This window comes from Streptomyces sp. NBC_01214 (assembly GCF_026340975.1).
Lineage (GTDB): Bacteria > Actinomycetota > Actinomycetes > Streptomycetales > Streptomycetaceae > Streptomyces.
On the sequence record NZ_JAPEOS010000001.1, the window covers coordinates 3,440,440 to 3,461,155 of the forward strand.

15 protein-coding genes are annotated in these 20,716 nt (G+C 69.1%); 6 read left to right on the forward strand and 9 right to left on the reverse strand.

What is annotated here, in order from left to right:
* Positions 1-75: 75 nt before the first annotated feature.
* From OG594_RS16195 to OG594_RS16215, 5 genes are all read left to right on the forward strand, one after another.
* The gene (locus tag OG594_RS16195) at positions 76-2,172 is read left to right on the forward strand and encodes an ATP-binding SpoIIE family protein phosphatase (RefSeq protein ID WP_266599444.1); all 2,097 of its coding nucleotides are present in this window, start codon (positions 76-78) and stop codon (positions 2,170-2,172) included.
* A gap of 188 nt (positions 2,173-2,360) precedes the next feature.
* Positions 2,361-3,917 carry an alpha/beta fold hydrolase gene (locus OG594_RS16200; RefSeq protein ID WP_266599446.1) on the forward strand — a complete coding sequence of 519 codons (1,557 nt, stop codon included), beginning with the start codon at positions 2,361-2,363 and terminating at the stop codon, positions 3,915-3,917.
* Between the two features lie 78 nt (positions 3,918-3,995).
* Positions 3,996-5,540, forward strand: a complete 1,545-nt coding sequence (locus tag OG594_RS16205) for an alpha/beta fold hydrolase (RefSeq protein WP_266602934.1) — start codon at positions 3,996-3,998, stop codon at positions 5,538-5,540.
* Positions 5,541-5,687: 147 nt separating this feature from the next.
* Positions 5,688-6,518: a PP2C family protein-serine/threonine phosphatase gene (locus tag OG594_RS16210; RefSeq protein WP_266599448.1), complete on the forward strand. Its 831-nt coding sequence runs from the start codon at positions 5,688-5,690 to the stop codon at positions 6,516-6,518.
* Between the two features lie 62 nt (positions 6,519-6,580).
* Positions 6,581-7,564 (forward strand): MASE1 domain-containing protein, encoded by a 984-nt coding sequence (locus OG594_RS16215; protein WP_266599450.1) that lies wholly within the window; start codon positions 6,581-6,583, stop codon positions 7,562-7,564.
* Between the two features lie 84 nt (positions 7,565-7,648).
* On the opposite strand, the gene OG594_RS16220 is transcribed toward OG594_RS16215, so the two are convergent.
* From OG594_RS16220 to OG594_RS16255, 8 genes are all read right to left on the reverse strand, one after another.
* A complete protein-coding gene (locus OG594_RS16220; protein ID WP_266599452.1) occupies positions 7,649-8,278 on the reverse strand; it encodes a DUF305 domain-containing protein in 630 nt (209 codons plus the stop codon).
* A 77-nt stretch (positions 8,279-8,355) separates the two neighbouring features.
* Positions 8,356-8,805 (reverse strand): DUF6153 family protein, encoded by a 450-nt coding sequence (locus OG594_RS16225; protein ID WP_266599454.1) that lies wholly within the window; start codon positions 8,803-8,805, stop codon positions 8,356-8,358.
* Positions 8,806-8,897: 92 nt separating this feature from the next.
* Complete coding sequence (locus tag OG594_RS16230) at positions 8,898-11,744, reverse strand: CHAT domain-containing protein (RefSeq protein ID WP_266599456.1); 2,847 nt, start codon at positions 11,742-11,744, stop codon at positions 8,898-8,900.
* Between the two features lie 8 nt (positions 11,745-11,752).
* A complete protein-coding gene (locus tag OG594_RS16235) occupies positions 11,753-12,841 on the reverse strand; it encodes a ComEC/Rec2 family competence protein (RefSeq protein WP_266599458.1) in 1,089 nt (362 codons plus the stop codon).
* 6 nt (positions 12,842-12,847) lie between these two features.
* Positions 12,848-13,981: a patatin-like phospholipase family protein gene (locus tag OG594_RS16240; protein WP_266599460.1), complete on the reverse strand. Its 1,134-nt coding sequence runs from the start codon at positions 13,979-13,981 to the stop codon at positions 12,848-12,850.
* Positions 13,982-14,035: 54 nt separating this feature from the next.
* Positions 14,036-15,892 (reverse strand): peroxidase family protein, encoded by a 1,857-nt coding sequence (locus tag OG594_RS16245; protein WP_266599462.1) that lies wholly within the window; start codon positions 15,890-15,892, stop codon positions 14,036-14,038.
* Between the two features lie 29 nt (positions 15,893-15,921).
* Positions 15,922-17,862 (reverse strand): GMC family oxidoreductase, encoded by a 1,941-nt coding sequence (locus OG594_RS16250; protein WP_266599464.1) that lies wholly within the window; start codon positions 17,860-17,862, stop codon positions 15,922-15,924.
* Positions 17,859-18,257: a hypothetical protein gene (locus OG594_RS16255; RefSeq protein WP_266599466.1), complete on the reverse strand. Its 399-nt coding sequence runs from the start codon at positions 18,255-18,257 to the stop codon at positions 17,859-17,861. Before OG594_RS16255 ends, OG594_RS16250 begins: the two co-directional genes overlap by 4 nt.
* Before the next feature lie 482 nt (positions 18,258-18,739).
* Here OG594_RS16255 and OG594_RS16260 point away from each other — a divergent pair, with 482 nt between their 5' ends.
* Positions 18,740-19,396 carry a hypothetical protein gene (locus tag OG594_RS16260; RefSeq protein WP_266599468.1) on the forward strand — a complete coding sequence of 219 codons (657 nt, stop codon included), beginning with the start codon at positions 18,740-18,742 and terminating at the stop codon, positions 19,394-19,396.
* A 166-nt stretch (positions 19,397-19,562) separates the two neighbouring features.
* Here the strand turns inward: OG594_RS16260 and OG594_RS16265 are convergent, their stop codons facing one another.
* Positions 19,563-20,654: a COX15/CtaA family protein gene (locus tag OG594_RS16265; protein ID WP_323185227.1), complete on the reverse strand. Its 1,092-nt coding sequence runs from the start codon at positions 20,652-20,654 to the stop codon at positions 19,563-19,565.
* Between the last annotated feature and the right edge of the window lie 62 nt (positions 20,655-20,716).

Below are 20,716 nucleotides of genomic sequence, written 5' to 3' on the forward strand. Positions count from 1 at the left end.
CTGCGGTCGCGGTGCTGCGGGTCGCCGGGGCCCCGCCCGGGGACGATACTGAAGGTCACGGTGCGTGGAGGCGACATGCGTGAACCGGAGCATCGCGGCCCGGGGCCGGCCCCGGGCTCCGTCAGCGGCACGGCAGCGGTCGTCTTGGATGACGCAGGCGTGGTCATCGCCCGTTCGCAGGGGGCCGCGACGCTGTTGGAATGCCCACCGGGCCAGACCTGCGCGCCCTTGCTGGGGATGGTGCCGCGCACCGGAGCGGATACGGGACCGGTCGGGCACCTGATGACCGTTCCGGGTGGCGATCACACCGGCCAAAAGGTCCCGCTGGCCTGCACGGTCGTCCGGCTCGCGGCTCACGCTCCGGGCGGTGCGGGCGCCGCCACGCAGTGGCTCGTCCTGGTCGCCCCGGCGGAAACGGCGGAGGAGGCGGCCGAGCGCGATGCGCGAAGACGCCGGACGGGGCTCGCCCAAGCCGCCGCCGCGGGCATCGGCACCTCCCTGGACGTGATAGAGCTGGCCGAGACCCTGGTGAATCTGCTCGTCCCGGACTTCGCCGACCTGGCGACCGTGGACATCGCCGAGAACGTGCTGGTGGGCGACGAGCCCCCGCACTTCCACACCAGCGGCGACGTCCGCCTGCGCCGGACCTCCGCCGCGCAGAGCCCGGAGATATCCGCCGAGGACCTGCTGGCGGTGGGAGAGACGCTTCCTCCGGTGACGGACAGCACGTTGATGCGCCCCCTCATGGAGGGGCTGCCCGTGCTGGTGCCGAACGTCGCCGTCCTGCAAGCCGAGCTCGGCGTGAATCCGACGGCCCTACCGTTGTTCGTCCCCAGCGGAGCGCACTCCTCCGTAGCCATGCCGCTCTACGCACGCGGCCTGATCCTCGGTTGCGTCACGGTCTGGCGCAGTCAGTTGCCTTCCGCGTTCGGCGAGGAGGACGCCGCACTGCTGAAGGACGTCGTGTCCAGGGCCGCACTCGGCGTGGACAACGCGCGCCGCTACACCAAGGAACACCGGTCGGTGGTGACCCTGCAGCGGAGCCTGCTGCCGCGCTCGGCCCTGGACTCCGCCGCCGCCGAAACGGTGGGCGTCTACCAGCCGGCGGGCGGCGGCTCGGGAGTCGGCGGAGACTGGTTCGACGTGATCCCCCTGCCGTCGTTGCGCGTCGCGTTCGTCGTCGGGGACGTCGTCGGCCACGGCCTCGACGCCACCGCGGCCATGGCGCGCCTGCGGACCGCGGTGCAGACCCTCGCCGACCTCGACCTGGATCCGGGCGAGCTGCTCACGCACCTCGACGACCTGGTGCTCGGTTTCTCCGAGGAGCAGATGACCAGCGAATCCCACGCGGAGCATGCGGGGCGCTCGGAGCGCTCGGAGCCGGCGGTGCTGGGAGCGACGTGCCTGTACGCGGTCTACGACCCGGTGACGGGGCAGTGCGCCACTGCCGCCGCCGGACATCCGCCGCCGGTCCTCCTGCCGCCGGACGGGGAACCGGTCTTCCTCGGTGTGACGCCGGGGCCGCCGTTGGGGGTGGGCGGAGTGCCGTTCGAGGTGACGGAGTTCGACGTGCGGCCCGGCAGCATGCTCGCGTTCTTCACGGACGGACTCGTGGAGAGCCGGGGCGGCGACATCGAGGAGGGGATGGAGAGACTGAGGGGCTCGTTCGCCGGAGCCGACCCGGGGCTGCCGCTCGACGAACTCAGTCGGGCAGTGTTCGACGGGGTGCGGCCCCAAGAGTCCGTCGACGACGCCGCCTTGCTGCTCGCCCGCATCCACGCGCTCCCGCCCGACCAGGTCGCCGAGTGGGAACTCGAAGCCGACCTCTCGCTCGTCGCGCACGCCCGTGAGCTGGTGGTGGGCCAGCTGTCCGAGTGGCAGCTGGACGAACTGGGCTTCGTGACCGAACTCGTCGCCAGCGAGCTCGTCACGAACGCGATCCGCTACGCAGGGGGACCGGTCGGGCTCCGGCTGATCCGCGACCGGGTGCTCGTCTGCGAGGTGTCCGACCCCAGCAGCACCCAGCCGCGCCTGCGTCGTGCACGGGAAACGGACGAGGGCGGCCGGGGCCTGTTCCTCGTGGCCCAGCTCACCGACCGATGGGGCTGCCGGTTCACCGGCACCGGCAAGACCATCTGGACGGAGCAGCCCATCGGCGGGTCCCTCGGCTAGGCGCCCGCCGCCCGCCATCCGCCGCCCGCCCCGCCGCCGCCCGCCCGCCGCTGCGCGGGCTGCCGATCGCTCCGCGTGCGCGCGTACGGTCCACCCGGTAGCGTCGAGAGCGAGCGTTCCGTCCACACCACTGCCGCGCCCGGGCCCGGCGGGGCCGCCGCCGATGTTCGGCAGAGGAACGAGAACCCATGCCACAGCACGCCATCCACGCGGTGACCGCCGCGGCCGCTCTGGTCTCCCTGGCAGCGTTCGGCCCCATACCGAGCAGCACGCCGTCACCACCCGCCCAGTCCACCACTCGGACCGGTTCGCCGGCCCCGTCCCGGTTCGTGCCCGGCCCTTGCCCGAAGCCGCCCGAGCCGATCGCCGCGCTCGCCGACGCACGGTGCGGGTACCTCGAGGTTCCCGAGAACCGCTCCCGCCCAGGCGGCCGGACCATCAAGCTCGCCGCGGCGGTCATTCCGGCTGCCGAACCGGCCACCCCGGCCCAGGACCCCGTGGTGTTCATGGCGGGCGGCCCCGGTGGCGATACGTTCGACGACATTCCGTTCCTCGTCGAGTCCGGCCTGAACAAGGGCCGCGAACTGATCGTCATGGCCCAGCGCGGCAACCTCTACGACCAGCCGAACCTCGCCTGCCCTGAGATCGACCGCTTCAACGCCCGTGCCGTGGGCCTGGGCTACGACGCGAAGCAGGCGGAACGGCTCATGCTGAAGGCCGTGAAGGAGTGCCGCGACCGCCTGACGGCCGACGGCGTCGACCTGAGCGCCTACAACACCACCGAGAACGCCGCCGACTTCGCCGACCTGCGCAAGGCGCTGCACGTCCCCCGGTGGAACGTCTACGGGTACTCCTACGGCAGCGACCTGGCCCTGACCTACCTGCGCCTGCACCCCGAGGGAATCCGCGCCGTGGCGATCGACTCGGTCACACCTCCCCAGAGCGCGACCTTGCCGTGGGGATGGAGCAGCGCCGCCGAGGGGATCGACCACGTCTTCGCGGCGTGCGCGGCGCAGCCCGCCTGCAAGAGCCGGTACCCGGACCTCCCCCGCATGCTGACGGAGCAGGTGCGCAAGTTGGAGGCGCACCCCCTGACGCTGAACGTCCCGCCGCCGGGCGGAGGGAAGCCGGTCAAGGTCGTCCTCGACGGGGGCGCGCTGCTGAACCTGATCGTCGCCTCCGCTCCCCGACCCAAGGACCTCCCGGCGGCGCTCGACGAGCTCAGCCGCGGAAACCCGGAGCGATTCGCACGGGCCCGCGCGGCCGGATCGGTCCAGAACGTCGGCGCGTTCGCGCACGGCCTGACGGAATCGGTGGCGTGCAGCGAGTGGGCGCCGGGGTCCTCGGAACCCGACGTGCTGAAGGCGGGGCGCAAGGCCTTCCCCGGGTGGCCGGACACGGTCTTGGCCCAGGTGCCGCAACTTCCCTTCCAGTACCCGGTGTGCCGGGTCTGGAACGTTGCGGACCGCGCGTCCGTCCAGCGGGTGGCCACGGTCAGTTCGGTGCCCGCGCTCCTCGTCTCCGGCACGTTCGACGCGAAGACCGGGGCGAGTTGGGCGAAGGGCGTGGCCCGCGACCTGTCCCGCTCGACCGCCGTACAGATCCCCGGGATCGGCCACTGGGTGGTCCCGCAGTCGCCCTGTGCGCAACGCGTCCTGGCCTCGTTCCTCGCTCGCCCGACCGCCCCCGACACCAGCTGCGTGGACGGCCTGGAGCCCGAACCGTTCACGATCATCCCGAAATGACCGGGAGGGCAGATGGCATCTCACCCAGCACCCCGTCGGCGCCGCACCGCTCGACGGCTCCTGACGACGTCGGCCGGCATGGTGACCGGTCTCCTCGTCTCCGGCCTGCTCGCAGCGCCCGCTCCGGCGCAGTCCCGTACCGACGCCAGCGCCGGCCCCGACGAGCCGATCGGCACGGTCGCCCGGACGGTGGGCGACGCCCGCTTCGAACCGGGCCCCTGCCCGAAGACGCCGGAACCGATCGAAGCGCTCGACGAGGCCCGCTGCGGAACGCTCACCGTCCCCGAGAACCGAGCCGCCCCGACCGGCAAAACGATCGAGCTCGGTGTCGCGATCGTCCCCGCCGCGACCGACGAGCCGAAACCCGACCCCATCGTGTGGCTCGCGGGCGGACCCGGTGACGACGCCGTGGGGGAGGCGAAGATGGCGATCGACGGCGGCCTGAACCGCGACCGAGACGTGATCTTCATGTCCCAGCGCGGTACGTACTCGGCCGAGCCGAACCTCCTCTGCCCCAACATCGACGAGTTCAACGCACGCTCCGTCGGCCTCGTCTACGACGCCCCGTCCACCGAACGCCTGCACGTCGAGGCCACGAAGGCCTGCCGCGACCGACTGGCGGGCCGCGGCATCGACCTCAGCGCCTACAACGACACCGAGAGCGCCGCCGACTACGAGGACCTGCGCAAGGCGCTGGGCATCGAGAAGTGGAACCTGTTCGGCATCTCCTACGGCACCCACCTGGCACTGGCCTACATGAGGCTGCACCCCGAGGGGCTCCGCTCGGTGGGCATCGACGGCATACTGCCGCCGTCGAAGTCCGGGTCGGCAGCGACCTGGAGCAGCGCCCGGCAGGGCTTCGACGGCCTGTTCAAGGCCTGCGCGGACCAGCCGGCGTGCAACAAGCGCTATCCGAACCTGTCGGCCACCTTCGACCGGCTGGTGCGCGAACTCGAAGCCAAGCCGGTCACCACCACCGTCACCCTCCCCGGCAGCGACAAGCCGGTGAAGGTCGTCCTCGACGGCGGAGCCCTGGTCAACTGGATGACCTCCGCCACCCACGTGGCGCCCCAGGTGCCCGCCGCGCTCGACGAGCTGGCGCACGGCAAGCCGCAGCGGATCGCCCAGCAGTGGGCGGGCGGCAAGCTCAGCCCCCAGGCCATCGGCAGGACCGCGCACGGCCTCGCCTACGGCGTTTTTTGCAGCCAGTGGACACCGTACGAGAGCGAGCAGGCGGCGCTCCGGGGCGGACGGGCGACGTTCCCGTCCTTCCCGAGCTCGGTACAGGCCCAGGCCCCGCAGCTCACCTTCCTCCACCCGGACTGCGACGCCTGGAACGTCCCTGCGGCGTCGCCCTCGGTCCGGGACGTCACGCGCGGTGACATCCCGACCCTCGCCCTGTCGGGCGGGTTCGACGCCCAGACCGGGGCGGACAACGGGCCGTACGTCGCCAGCACGCTGGGCAAGGCCAAGGTCGTCACGGTCCCGTACGAGCCGCACGTCGTGTTCGCCACCTCGAAGTGCGCCCAGGAGATCACCGTCTCGTTCTTCGACGACCCGGCGGCGCCGAAGACCGCATGCCTGAAGGGCCTCGAGGCCCCCGAGTTCGAGATCGGGCCCTGAGCCCGCCCTGAGACCACCGTGTGCGCCCCCCCGGGGCCCGGCACCCGCCTTCGGCCTGCTGTTTCACCGCGCTCCACCGCTGTGGAGGCATGCGGGGCCAGCGCCTAGGGTGAGGTGAGGAGGCCGGGGGAGAGCCAGGAGCCCGTGATGCGCGGACACCGTCCCGAGCCGCCCGACAACGTGCAAGAACTCCTGGTCGCTCTCGGGCAGCTCGTCGATCAGGCCCTGGACCGGATCGAGTACCAGCGGGCCAGGGTCGAACTGGCCGTGGCCCTACAGCGCCACATGCTCCCACCCGGGCTGCCGCAGCTGCCCGGGCTGCGTCTGGCCGCCAGGTACGCGCCCTCTCGGGGCGGCCTGGAGGTGGGCGGAGACTGGTACGACGCCTTCGTCATGCACGACGGGTCGCTGGGGCTCACGGTCGGTGACGTGCAGGGGCATGACGTGGAGGCCATCGCCTTCATGGGACAGGTGCGCACCAGCCTGCGCGCCCTCGCGCAGACGACGAGCGACACCCGGGAGGTACTGGGCCGCGCCAACGATCTGCTGATCGCCATGGGGCGCGGCCTCTTCGCGACGTGCTGCTTCCTCCGCTTCGACCCGGTCACCCGCGATCTGACGGTCTCCAGGGCCGGCCACGTCCCGATGGTCTGGGCCACGGCCGGAGGCGGTCACGGCATCGCGCTCGACCGCGGTGGGCCGCCGCTCGGCATCCTGTCGGGCGAGCGCTACCCGGTGACGCACCGGCGTCTGACGGAGGCCGGAGTGCTCGTACTGCTCACCGACGGAGTGGTGGAGGGCCCGCACTACCCGATGGAGTCCGGTCTGGCCGAGGTGGTCAGACTGGTGCGGGCGGGGTTCGACGCCGATCCCGACGTGCTGGCCTCCGCCGTCGTCAAAGTGGCCGACCTGACGGGACACCGCGACGACGCCGCGGTCCTCGTCGTCCGCTACGACGGCCCCCAGGAGCCGGGCTGACCGACGGGGCCACGGGGACAGCTGGGGTCGCCGGTGGCGCGATCTGAGCGCAGACTGCTGTCGTGAGCAGCGCGGAGATGGGTCGCTTCGGGTCCACCGCGCTGCGCATCCTGGCCGTCGCCGCCGTCTACTACGCGGCCGCACGGATCGGGCTCCTCCAGCAGCTGGTCCGGGACCAGGTCACCCCCCTGTGGCCGCCGACCGGCGTCGCGCTGGCCGCGCTGCTCATGATGGGGCTCCGGGTCTGGCCGGGCATCGCGCTGGGCGCGTTCCTGGCCAATGTGTTCCTCGGGCCCTCGCTGCTCTCCGTACTGGTCATCACCGCGGGCAACACCCTCGCGCCGGTCTGCGCCTGCCTGATGCTGCGCAGGGCCGGGTTCAGGAACGAGCTGGACCGCCTGCGGGACGTACTGGCCCTGGTCTTCCTCGGCGCGCTCGCCGGGATGTCGATCAGTTCGACCATCGGTACCGGGGTACTGGTCCTCTCCGGAGCACTGGACGCCGGCGACTTCTGGCCCACGTGGTCGGTGTGGTGGGCCGGTGACGCGATGGGGATCCTCGTCGTCACCCCCTTCCTGCTCGTGCTGCGCAAGGCCTGGTGGCTATCGGGGGCCGGCCCCGGCCGGTGGTTCGAAGCGGTGGCGCTGGCCCTCGGCACGCTCTTCGTCACGCTGCTGGCGACGCGCTCGCGCGACTCGAACCTGCTCTTCCTCGTCTCGCCGTTCCTGATCTGGGCGGCCTTCCGCTTCCGGCTGGCCGGCGCGGCGCCGTGCGCGCTCGCCGTGGTGACGCTGGCGGTCCTGGCGGCCGCCGGTGACCGGGGCCCGTTCGTCGGCGACGACGTCTTCGCCACCATGGTGACGCTCCAGGCCTTCAACGGCACGACCGCACTGACGGCCCTCCTGCTCGCGGCCGTCATCACCGAACGCGACCGGACGTACGAGGAGATCAAGCAGCTCTGCGGGCGGCTCGCGGACGTGGTGGTCCGGATGGAGCCGCGCCCCGAGTCGTACCGGTCCCCGCCCGAGGACCATCCGCCGCCCTGAAAACCGCGAGGCGTGGGCGCACGCGCTCAGCAGCAGGGAGCGGGCAGCCGAGGTCGACTGCCCGCCCCCGCCGGCCGGTGCCGGTCAGCTCGTGCCGAGGAGGGTCTTCATCCGGGCGATCTCCGCGCTCTGGGAGGTGATGATCGCTGCGGCCATGTCCTTGGCGGGCCGGTACGTGCCTTCGGCCTGCTCGGTCTCGGACATGGCGACGGCGCCCTCGTGGTGCTCGACCATCATCCGGAGGAAGGCCGTGTCGAACGCCTTGCCGGAGGCGGCCGCGAGCTGCTTCATCTCCTCGGCGGTCATCATGCCGGACATGGTGTGTCCGCCGTGGCCCTCGTCCGTGGCCGGGACCTTCTCGCCCCAGGAGGCCAGCCAGCCGGAGAGGGTCTTGATCTCCGGATCCTGGGCCTTCTTGACCTCCTCCGCGAGCTTCTTCACCTCTGCGGACTCCGCGCGGGCCGCGGCGAGGTCGGCCATCTCGACGGCCTGCCGGTGGTGGGGGATCATCCCCCGGGCGAAGGCCGCGTCGGCGGCGTTGTGGTCGCCCTGCCGTGCCGGGGCAGGGGTGGACGGCGAGGCGGAGGAGCCGTGTCCGTCGTGGGCCGAGCCGGCGCCGTCGCCGTTGCCGCCGCAGGCGGCGAGGACGAGTGCGGCGGTGGCGGCCGCGGCCACGGCCGTGGCACGGCGGATCAGGGAACGCTTGCTGGTCATGGTGCTGCTCCTGCGGTGAGGGCACGCGCGCGTCGGGGCGTGCCGGGGGAGGGAACGGTCCGAGTGCTCGGGCCGCCCTATATGCGCAGGAGTTGCAATTCGCTCAGTGACGGTGGCGCGCGTCCGCCGACCGCACCGCCCATGCTGATCCCGGTACCGAGGACCGGCACGGCCGCGACGCCGCTCGGGGCGGCGGCCGGGGAGGGCAGGACGGGCGCGCCCGCCGTGCCCGCGGCGGCGCAGGTCGCATCCGCGTGCTGGGTGTGCCCGCCGCTTCCGTCACCGGCCGGCTCATCGGCCCGCGCGGAAGCGCCGCCGTGCTGCATCGCGTGCTCGTCGGCGGCAGGCGTGCCGTGCGCGAGGGCCGTCCCGTGGGAGGCCGCGCACCCGGGTGCGGCGGCGGAAACCGGAACGGCGCCCGGCCCCAGGCCGTGCATGCCCACGAGGCCCACCAGCACGGCCAGGACCAGCAGGAGGTGGGAACGCAGCCCGAGCGGCTTCATCGCGCCCCTCGCCTGCTGATCCATACCGGCATCGTAAGCGCCGCCAACGCCCGGGGCGAAGCCGGCCGGCCATCCCCGCCCTGACGTGCGCGCTCCCGACCCGGCCCGCGAGTCGTTCACGCAGCGGCTGCGCCGTCCGATAGCTCGAACTTCTTCTCGTCCCCGCTGTCAACCACCCGTATCGTCCGGTCGGCGAGCAGCCCCTCCAGCAGTGGACGGGTGACGGTGCGGGACAGTCCGGCAGCGGCCACCAGTTCACGCCTACTGGCCGGGCCGTGCTCGAGGACCTTCACCAGCAGACGGGTCCGGGCACGGGCGAGCGCCGCATCGAGGTCCAGTGCCCGGAAGCGCCTGCGTTTCGCATCGCGTGTCGTCGAGGACTGTCGAGCGGTGTCCAGCAGGATCTTTCGGACCTGCTCGGCGTTGAGTGACCTGTCGACCGACCAGACCAGAAGTGCAGCGGCCAGCACCCCCAGAGCCGCTTGGTAGCTGCCGGGCCGGATGTCGACGAAGGCGTGGGGCGGGTCGGCCCAGGCCAGATCGTTCGGGGCGAACAGTTCGGGCTTTCGTGCTGCCGGGTCCCAGGTCGCCGAGCGCGCCGGTTGGTTGTTGGCCAGCGCGCCGACGGTGAGTACGTCCTTGCACCAGCCGGGATAGTTCGGCTCCGTGTCCCCGGTGTCGCCGCCGATTCCTATGAGGAGTACCTGGTCCTGCTTCAACCGCGAGCAGACCCGGCTCCATATCTCAGAATGCCCGGGCCGCCCGAAATCCAAGAGCAGCACATTGGTCCCTTCGCTCACAGCTGTGTTCACCCAGCCCAGGGTGTCGCCGTCCGTCGCTGTGTACTGAGGTGTGAACGGGGACTCCACGGGCAGCAGCTCGGCGATGGGGGAGGGTTCACCGGTGCGGCCGGGGGTCAGAACCCGGCCGCCCACCTTGTGATCGCTGGCAAGAGCGGTGATCCAATCGGCGAAGGCCTCGACCTTTCCCGCGACGTCCGGGTGGGCGAGAGCCGCTCGCAGGGGTGGGACGCTGGTGTAGTCGGGGATCTCGGGGCGGGCCGAGAGCAAGCCGGGAACGTGGCCGATCGGATCAGTGGTGGGCTGACTCGCGACCTTTTCCGCAAGCCGGGTCCAGAGGGTCAAGTCGTCCTGGAGGCCCGCCTTGTAGCAAGCGAGGAGGCGATCCTCCTCGTGACGGAGAAGTTCAGGGAAATTCCAGCGGATCCAGCGGAACACCGATTCCCACTCCAGCGGACGCAGAGTTATCAACTTGGTGTATCGGCCGGCCCGGGGGTCGAGAAGGTCATCGCGGTCTACCAACCCTGCGAGCACCAACCGGGCCTGACCGCTTCGCAGGGTCAACTCGCGGAAGACACCCCGTAGGTCTTCGGATGCGATCTCGGAGAGATCCTCAAGACCGTCGAACACGAGAACCGCCGGCGATGCGGTGATCTCCTCCAACACGCGCTTCCACCACGTGGCTCCGTTCCACCCCGGCTGAGGCTGCCGGTCCCGGCCGTCGAGTCCGGTGAGCAGTTCCGTGACCCACTCACACAGCAGGAGTACGGGATCCGGTGCACCCGCGAACTCCCGTGCGTGCACGTACAGCACGAGCGAAACATCGTCCGTCAGGTCATCGAGTACGCGGGCCACGAACGGCGTGCGCAGACCAGGCGCACCGGTGATGACGAGGGTACGGGCCGAGCTACGGCCACTGACGACGTTCACCGCTTGGCGGAGTGACGACGGCCTGGCGAACAAGGAGCGCTCCTCCTCCTCTTCGAGACCGAGCTTGAGCTCCCGCCGCACGGGACGACGGACAGGAGTTGCCGGCGCACTGATGTCCAGAACGGGGCCAGGGTCGGCGCCGGCGACGAACAGGGAAGGGACTGCCCAGTCAAGGTAGCTTCCTACGAACTCATCACTTCGAATTGCGGTGCGAGCCAGCTGAACCGCATCGGCGAGGCCCCGGCCACTGGCCAATGCGCTATAGAGGAACCTGGCAAATATGCGCTGAGTCGGAAAGGGGAGCACGGCCTGCATGCCTATCACGGCCGGAGCCGCCACCCGTACGCTCAGGTCCGCGATACTGGGCGACAGTTTCCAGTTGTCTCTCGAAGATGACTCGAATTCTTCTTCCAGTGGAGGGCCCGCCGTGAGGCATCCGGCGTACACTACCAGTCGCAATTCGGGGCAGCTGTGCAGTAGGCGGGTGAATTGAACCGCATCGATCTCGCGCACGGTTCCCATGCGGGTTTCAAGTATCAGGCCTGCCCGGCTGGCGTGGCCGAGATAGTGAACGACGTGATAGCCGCGGGTGCGCCTACTGATGCACCGGCGTAGGTTCTCCATGCTGGGGCGCTCCTCCACGTCCACGGTGATCCTGCCGCTGTGGACCAGAGGTGCAAGCTCGCTCAATACGCTCCTCTTCTCTTCATAGAGGTCGAAGGGAAGTGTATTGTCTTCGGGGCTCGACAGCACCAAAAGGATGTGAAGCGGTGGCTCAATGGGGTGCGTGGGAATCGGGAAGGTGCGTGCTCTGGCGCACCTGATGACATGTGCGGCCGGTGCGAGAGTGAGAAACTCGTGACTGCCGCCCTCGGGGTCAAGTATCAACTCCCAGGGCAGAGCGGCGATTTCGTGCGGCGCGCCCAGCACCCGAACGATGAGCGGGCGGCCCAGGTCGGCAGCCGCACCGCGCGTTCGCTGGAACAATGCGAGCACCTCGGGATCCCCGAAGAGCACCTCCTGCAACATTTTTCCGATCTGCCGTGTCTCTTCGGGGACCACATCTGCGTGGAGGACAGCGTCCCTGAGGGTGGTACCGGCTTCTCTGAGTTCTTCCTCGGGCCAGCCGGGTCGGGGTACGGCGTAGACGGCCCCTAGGCGGGAACGCGCCGAAACCCACAACTGGTTCCTTCGGCCCGCCAGCACGTCGACATCGAAATTCTCGAAATTCATGGTGATCCTCAGAGGGTGAGATCGAGAACCTGGCCATCGGGTGGATAAATTGGCTGAATGTTCTGAGTGGCCGCGAGTTCCGTGTCCTCCCATATTTGTGTGGTGTCGCTGCGATAGTTGAATCTGATCTCTGCTCCCGGTGCCCGATCTGCGAGCAGCCGGATGGTATCCGGGTCCGGATGTCCGAAGTGGGCGCCGTTGGTGGACACGAGGAATCGCGGGGCTTTGATCACATCGAGAAACTCGCCGTCTATGTTGGCCATGCTGCCGTGGTGAGGAAGCTTGACCGCGTCGAGGAGAACTCGCTCAACGCCTTGCTGCTCGGCGAGACGGTGCAGGGCGTTGGTAAGGACCGCCACATGCGCATCGGCGCCGAAGAGCACCTTGCACCCCCGGTACTCGAGGATGAACGCGATGCTGGCCCCGTTCGCCGCAGATGAGTCGGAGCCGAATGCCTTGGCGGCGAACACATCCTTTCGGGGAGCCTTCGGCTTGTATTCCTTTCGCTGTGCCAGGCGCGCTGCGGCGTCCACCCAGTCGCCGGGCTTCATGCCTGCTTCCCTGAGTGCTCTGGTCCATGCCTTTCGCAAGGCCAGCAGCTTCGTGTCCGGTGGGGAAAGCAACGTGATCGTAGCGCCGCCCGACAGCTGTAGCGAAGGCAGCGGGCCAGAACTCGGGACGGCCACACGGCCATCATATTCCTGGAATGAGGCGTTCCAATGATGCTCCTGGAGCAGGGATCCCAGAAACTCACCCTGCTGCGGCGCGAAGACGTCCGGTGGCGTATTCACGGAGATGGATTCCAATTGAGGCCAGCCGTTGAACCATACGTCGTTGAAGGTGGCTCCGAGGTCCTCATCCTGTAGCAGGATCAGCGCGCCGTCGATGTGGTCAGTATCTATGTGACTGACCACCAGCAACTCAAAAGAGCGGCGCTCTTTGGGGATGGCCCTGAGGGCTTCCCGCAGCGTCTCGTAGTGGCTCGCGGGACCACCGTCGATCAAAATCCGTGACGGATCCGTTCGATCCCCGTATTCGACGAGAATGCTGTCGCCGTGGCCGCATGGAAGGCAATTGATGCTGTAGTGGTTGGACATGGTGAATCAATCCCGACTACGCTCCAGGCTTGATTTCGGGTAGGGGAGTGACGTGGGTGCATTGAGCGCAGTGTCCACCCGACTTCTGAGCCCTGCGTCGCAGATGGCGTATCCCCAGTTGATCAACTGCTCCTGCGTGCCATCAGGTAGGGCGTGTAGGCGCGTTGGTGTCTTCGCGAGATTTTGAGTGAGATCCCGGGTAACCGGAAGGGCGTCGAGGACCCTGTATTTCTCGATATCGCTACGAATCCCCCAGTATGCTCCTTTGAAGGATCCGTCCTCGTAGGAGGAAATGAGTGAACGCTTCCGCAGGCTTCGTACTTGATTGTCGATGACATCCAGCACGCGCAGGAGGTGGCGCGGCCAATCGTGAGGAATTTCAACCATTGACTCCATCTGGCCGCCCCCGTCGCTGACGAGCACTGTCTCGCATCGCTTGATGACCGGTTCCAAGCCTAGGTTGTCATAAACGCCTGCGTCGCTGAGTATGACATGGTCAGGTAGTTGTGCGTTCCATCCGGGTGGATCGAGCCATTCTGAAGGAGCGATAGACATGCTGACCGGTGACAGGAAGGGAGGGAAGGCTGATGAAGCGGCTACGGCGGTCGCGAGACTAGTGGTGGGGAATTCTATTTTCGGTAGGCTCCAGTCCCGCATGTAGGGGCGGGAGAAGCGCCACAATTTTCCGGTCTGGAGGTTCGTGGCAGTGATGATGAAGCGGGGATGCTCCGGAAGATCCTGCAGTGTGAAGTCACCGAACAGATTGTCTCGAAACGCTGCTGCGACTCGTTCCCCGATGCTCGCCCTGGGGCGGAGTAGACCTCCGATTACGGACCGTCGGTCGATGTTCAGGCGAGCCAAGGCGCGGATGCGATCAACCACTTCCGCATCGAAATTCAAGGCGGACTCGTCCGCGTCGTTGAATCTCAATCTGTTCCAGTAGCGGCCGAGGACGCCGGCGGCGATGGAACCGCCCGACACGCTGGAGATGAAGTCTATTTTGCGAAGCCAGCCCGCGTCATTGAGTCTCCGTAGGGCGCCGGCGTGAAAGAGCATGGCTCGGTATCCGCCACCGGACAGGCATAGGCCTGTGCCCTCGCGGCCGGATTCTGCGCGTTCCTCGTGCGCTCGATCGTCCATTTCGGGCTCCTCTTTGGAGAACCTTCCCTCATCCTGCCGGGCGGTCATCGCCCGTCAGGAATGCCCGCTGCCCGTGGCGACGTGCCAGGGCGCGAACGCGTTCGTAAGTCCCGCGAGAGACGTGCGCAGCTCCGGATAGTGGCGCAATAGCACGGTGATCATGCTGTTGTCATCGATCCAGGCCATGCCGGCCTTGGAATACACCTCGGGGGTGTAGTAGTCGGTGAAGAAACGGTCGCTGTTCAGTCGGCGCGAGGCCATCAGGATGAAGATGCGGAACGCCGTGTCACTGAAGGCGAATCCGGTCGGAAGCTTCTCCGCATACATGCCGACCGTCAGGTCGACATCTTCGATGTCGTCGTAGAGCCGCTCGATCTCCTTGGCCCACACGGGATTGTCCGTCAGGTCCTCGAAGCTCGCCGCGGGCTTCAGCCGCAGCAGCCGCCGGAATTCGTTGTAGCGGGGTATGCCCAGTTCCCGGTTGCGCAGGATGTCCGTGGCGGCGAGGTCCTGTCGCTCCCCATCGGGGCGCTCGAAGTCCTGGAGGAAGTGGGGGAAGTTGTGCAGGGTCACCAGTCCCGGGTGGAGGGTGCCGAAGCTGTACAGCAGGTTGGCCATTCCCTTGGTCTTCAGCACGTTGAGCGCCGCAGGCCCGGCGATGTCGCGGAAGGTGCAGTTGCTGAGGGTGGAGTCGTCGGAGGCGGAGCGCAGGTGCCACTTGTCGCGGACGAGCGGGTGCATGCGGTAGACGGCCACGAACTCCTCGGTGAGGGAGTACGGGACGCCGTAGTGGTCCGTCTTGCTGCCGGGGATGCCACTGAGGGTCTCGCTCTCCGTGATCCGGCCGTAGAAGTTGTGGACGCGCTCGCCCGCGATGCCCCACCAGTTGGATCGCAGGGCTTTGACGGTGGTGGGGTGGCTGATGACGGCAGGCGTCCACTCCACCGTATGGATCTTGGCGAGGAGCGCGGCATTGACGAGGCGGGCCCGCTGGAACAGCTCTTCGTCGTCCCAGGACGGGTAGACGGCGTGCAGGTGGTCGCAGATCGCGTTGTGCTCCTGGGCGAACAGGTTCTGCATCATGACGAGGCCCAGCCAGAAGCCGGGAACGCGCGAGGGGTCGAGAGCGGGGTCGGACGGGAGCGGGGTCGCCTCGTCGCCGAAGAGGTGCAGCTTGCCCGCCTTGCCGGTGCGCACCTGGCGCTGTTCCGCCTCGTTCGTCCCGTAGATCTGGGATGCGTCCCACCAGTGGGACGAGACGTTGACGCGGGTGTCGGGAGTCCCCGCGGGCGACCGGGGGTCCCGGGTCGGGTCGTCCGGTGTCCGCATGATCCGCATCGGGCGTTCGGGCCACGGATCGTCGTCCAGGAGGGGAACTTCCCAGGGCCGTTCCGTGGGGCTGGTTCCGTGACTGAACCAGTCGCGGACCATGAACTGCAACCAGGCGGCGACCAGGGAGTTGACCGACTCGGCCGGGATCAGTTCCTGGCGGGTGAGGAGGACGCGGCTGACCTCGCGCGGGTTCGGCCGCGCGAGGACGCTCTCCGGCGTGGCCGGGGCGATCTTGTCCAGCGGGATGTTCCGGCCGAAGCGCGTTCCCGCCATGCCCATGCGCGGTTCGTCGAGGTCGTTGTGGCTGCCGTCGGCAGTCCGGTTGACCCGGTGGGCATCGGAGGGCGGCGCGGGGGTCGGGAGGTCGACGGAGGGCAGCCGGGACGTGTCGTGGAGGTTCTCCTGACGGAGTTTGACCCGCAGCCCGAACAGGGTCAGCAGGCCGGGCGTGACCGCCAGGTGGTCCCAACCGGTGCGCCGGTCGACGAACTCGGCGATGCGGGTGATGATCCGCCAGGGTAGGGATGAGCGGTATCCGGAGTCGGATCGTCGGGGGACGGGGCGTCGTTGCGTACTCATCGTGGGGCTCCTCAGGATCGGTTCCCGGGTCAGGTCGGGTGTCGCGAGGCGGCCAGGGCGGTTCGCGGGCGCGCTGCGTCCCCGAGGATCACGTCGCTCGCCTTCTCGCTGATCATGTAGATCGGAACGGCGATGAAGAAGCCGGGAATGCGGGGGAAGGCCGAGGCGTCGACGATCCGCAGGCGGTCCACGCCACGTACCCGGAAGCGGCTGTCCACGACGGCCGAGGGATCGTCGGCCCGGCCCATCTTGCAGCTGCACGACGCGTGATGGCCCCATGCCTCGTCCTGTACGAAGCGGCGGACGCTCTCGGTGTCGCCGACCTGCTCTCCCGGGCACAGCTCCGTGCGGATCACGGAGTCGGCACTGCGGTTCATGCTGCGCACGAACTGCACGGCGGAGACCATGGCGTCGAGGTCCCTCGCCTGCTCGTCCGTGCCCTCGGCGAAGTAGTGGAAGTTCACCAGGGGGGTGTCCCGGGGGTCGGCGGAGCGCAGTTGCACCCGGCCGTTGGTGTTGTGGGTCCGGCTCTTGAGGATGACCCACGTGAAGCGGTCGCGGTGGCTCGTCAGGTCGTGCGAATAGCCGGGGTAGTAGCCGTGGAAGTCGAAGGGGCCGCCGAAGATGAACAGGTCGGGGGCGTCCAGCGACGGGAGGGACTTGCGGGTGATCCCGACGACGGCACCGTTGGTCGTGTACGGGCCGTCGCCGAGCTGCCAGGCCCGGTAGCAGCGGTCCGGCACGGCTCCGGGCTCCGGCGCGTGGAAATCGCAGTCCTCGATGACCGGGAACTCGCGGTCCATCTGGCTCACCACGCCGATCTCGTACCGGTCCTGCAGGTTCGCGCCCACGCCCGGGAGCGGGACGCGTACGGCAATGCCGTGCCGTTCCAGCTCCTCACGCGGCCCGATGCCCGAAAGCATCAGCAGTTGGGGCGTGTTGAACGCCCCTGCGGCCAGGATCACCTCACGGGCAGCGAGCACCCTGCGCGGGACCGGCAGCGCGCGACCGTCCCGGGTCCCGGGGTCGGCCCGGTAGGCGTGCGGCTGGTGCACGTAGTCGACGCCGGTCGCCGCCCCGTCCTCGTCCAGTACGACCCGCGTCACCAACGAGTGCGTCCGGACGACCAGGTTGTCCGGATGGCTGCGCCGTACGTCCCGCACCCGTTCGCGGGCGGCGCTGCGCCGTCCGCCGGCCGTTGAGATCGGGATCTGCCACAGCCCTTGCAGACCCTCGGTCTGCACGCGCCAGTCATTGGGATCGACGAACGATCCGAGCCCCTCCAGAGGGGAGAGCGGCCGGCCGATGAAGTCGGCGAGCGTGTCCTGCGCGGCGGACAGGATCACCTTCAACAACTGCTGGTCGCGTATGACCAGTTCGGGGTCGGCGAGCTCGGTCGGCAGCCAACCGTCGAACCCGTGGCGCGAGTCGTTGCGGTACCGGGCGGCGACGAAGGGGAGGAGCTTCAGCAAGGCGGCCAAGAACCGATTGGCGGGCGGCTCCTTGGGGCGGGGGCGGTACGTACAGCGCTCCAGCCGCTCGAAGTAGCGGCGCATGGCGGTGCTCCCCCACGATGCGTCAGCGGTCTCGCGCGCGATGTCGTCCCAGTCGCGGTTGTAGGGATAGACGGTGATCAGCGCGTGATGCGCGGTGCAGCCGCCCACTGTCCCGGCCCGCGGATAGAGGATGCCCTCGCCCGGCACGAGCTTGCTGTCGCGCTGGTGCTGCTGCTCGTCCGCGTAGTGCCGTACGAAGTAGTCCCAGCGCTGAACGGGGTCCTCGGAGGCATCGGCGTGGAAGGCGGGAACCAGGTAGTTGTCGTTCTCCTCGGCACCTCCCGCGTCGAGGAGAAGGACGCGCATGCCCGAGGCCGCGAGGTTGGCCGCCAGCGGTCCACCGCCGGCGCCCGCGCCGACGACGATGAAGTCGAAGCCCGTTTCGGTCGGTGGAGCGCCGGACTCCGTGGTCACTTCCCCTTCCTCCTCCCGAAGTCGGCCGCACTGGCGGCCAGGGTCGTATTGACGGCTGAGATGAGCGTGGTCAGGGCGGCGGTGCGGGGCGGCAGTTGGCCGCGGAGGCCGAGCAGGGCGGCGGTGGCGGTGTCACTGCCGTGGATCAGCACGCCCTCTCGAAGATCTTCCTGGAGCCGCTGGCCGCGGTTGGTGAGCAGATCGAGACCGAGCAGGATCGTACGGATCCCGAAGAGCCGGAAGGCGTAGACCGCAGCCGGACTGACGTCACGGTCGGGGTCGAGGCGCCGGATGAGCAGGGTGGGCGCCAGTAGTCCGGTGACGCCGTTGAAGAGCCGGATGCCGGCCAGGGCGTACACCGAGGTCGGACGGCGGGCAGCGCGATGCTTGGCCATGCTGTCTCCCTGGAGTGCAGTGGCTGCTGCGGCCACGAATAACCCCCGGGGTGCGATGACTCCCCCCGAACCACACTAGGGTGATGGCTGTGCGTGTGCATCTTGAGACCTTGGGTGGGGGCGCGAACCTTCGCACGTGACCCCAGGGCCGTTCACCACGGTGTGGGACTGCGCCATCGTTGGCGCGTGGGTACGCTGGACTGTACGGGGGCTGCTCCTGACAGCCCTTCACGCTGCGGCTCACGCTGCGGCTCACGCTGCGGCTCACGCTGCGGCTCACGCTGCGGCTCACGCACCTGCTCGCGGATCCGGCCGCCCGGTCGACACGCATCTGCACCGGCTTCGAGACGTGCCGCGGGCGCTACCCGTTCGGCGGCTTACGCCCGATCATCACCAACGATCACGATGTGGCCCGTGGACCGAGTGGGAGCCAGGTCATGCCCGGGCAAGTGAAGTGGTGGCCACAGGGGTTGCGGTGGAGGGTGGCGCCGGCACTGGTCCTGTTGGTGACGCTGTTCGTCGTCGCGGGTCAGGTGGACGCCGCCCTCGGCCGGATCGAGGCACCGGGGTATCCGTCTGCGAGCTGGGGCAGCCTGGTCTCCTTCCATCCCAGCTCCAACGAAGCCCGCACGGCAGCCCGTACGGCCTGGTGCGTGTGGTTCAACACCCGGGGCCCCGATCCGGGGCCGTACGTGCAGGCCTGCCTCGACGCGTTCGCGAGCGAAGGACACGATCGGGTCCTCGCCCCAACGACCGGGGGAGCCGAGGCGCGACTGCTGATCCGCTGGTACGTCGCGATCGACGCGGTTCTCATCCTGTTGTACGCGTGGTTGCTCTCCCGGGCCCTGATCGCCCTCGGCGCCAGGGTCCGCAGCTCGGAGGACCCGAGTCCCTCCCTGCGACGGGCCACCCAGCCCTCCCGACGTCGCCTTCTGATCGGTGCTCTGGTGGTGGTGGAAGCGGTGGAGGACACGCACCAGTGGAAGCTGTCCGGGCGCGACATGACACCGGAGCGGATCGATGAACTCTTCCAGATCGTGGGCTGGGCGGCCGTCTGCAAGTGGGCCCTGGTGGTGTTGGCCGTGTTCCAGCTGATCGTGCTGATCGCCCGCACGAGGGCGTGGACGACGCAGCCGTGACGGGGCGGATCCGGCGGCGGCCGTGCTGGAGCGGTCCGCACCTTCGGCAACCCGTTGACCTGCGGTCGCTGACCAGGCTCCGGCACGGCTCCGAGCCGGGCGGTGCGCCTCACGGCACGGACCCGCTCCCGACGTTCCGGACGAGGTCCCCCGGTCTCCCGACGGATCAGACGTACGTCGACGCGCCCCGCGGATGCGGCAGCGGTGTACCGCCATCGCCGAGCGGATCCGAAGGGCCGGGACGGGCCCTCCTGACCGTGAAGTGCACCTGAAGCACCCCGGTCCACACGAGCGCCGCGCCCAGCAGGTGGAGCATCACGAGGAGCGACGGCAGGGCCGTCAGCGACTGCACCAGCCCCACGAGGCCCTGACCGAGGAGCACGGCCAGGAAGACGGCCGTCTTGCGGCGCGCGGCGCCGAAGCCGTCCCCGGGCAGCACCGACAACAGGGCTCCGGCCAGGACCAGGGTCGCCCCGGCCAGCACGCCGTGAACGACGGTCACGCCCGTCCAGTCGAAGGGCATCCGCGCCACGTCGGAGGAGTCACCTGCGTGCGGTCCGGAACCGGTGGCGAGCGTGCCCACGACGACCAGGAGGGCCGTCACCGCGACCAGAGCCGTCGACAGCGCCCGGATCCGCGCGACGGACCGGGGCGCGAGGGGGGCCGGCGCGAGGGGGGCCGGTGCTCCGGTCCGCTCACCGTCGGCATGCGCGTACGCCGCGTTCGCCGCGTGCCAGGTGTACACCGCGGCCGTGAGCAGCAGCGCGGCGGCGAGGAAGTGCGCGGCGACGATGTACGGGCTCAGCCGCATCCACACGGTCACTCCGCCGACGACCGCGTTCAGTACGACGATCCAGAACTGTGCCCAGCCCCCGCGCAGCACCGCGGGCATCGGCTTCTCCTGGAGGCGCGCGGTGATGATGACCCAGCCCACCACCGCGCACAGCACCCCGGTGAGCAGCCGGTTCCCGAATTCGATGGCGCCGTGCATCCCCATCTCCGCAGTGGGGGCCAGCGTCTCTCCCGTACACATGGGCCAGTCGGTGCAGCCGAGACCGGAGCCCGTGACGCGGACGATCCCACCGGTCACGGTGATCGCGATGCTTGCCGTGACGGAACCGAGTGCGGCCAGTCTGACGCTTCTCGCTCCCAGCGAGTACCTGCCGGCAAGCCATGAGAGGGGAGTTCGCACGTCAGCCTTCCCTTGTTCTGTTGTCCCGGCCGCAAGACGGAACCCCAGCGTACGCCGCGCGTGCACACCGGCCTGACGGGGCGTCGTACCACGGCAGCGGTGCCTGCTGAGTGGGCGTCACTTCGCCT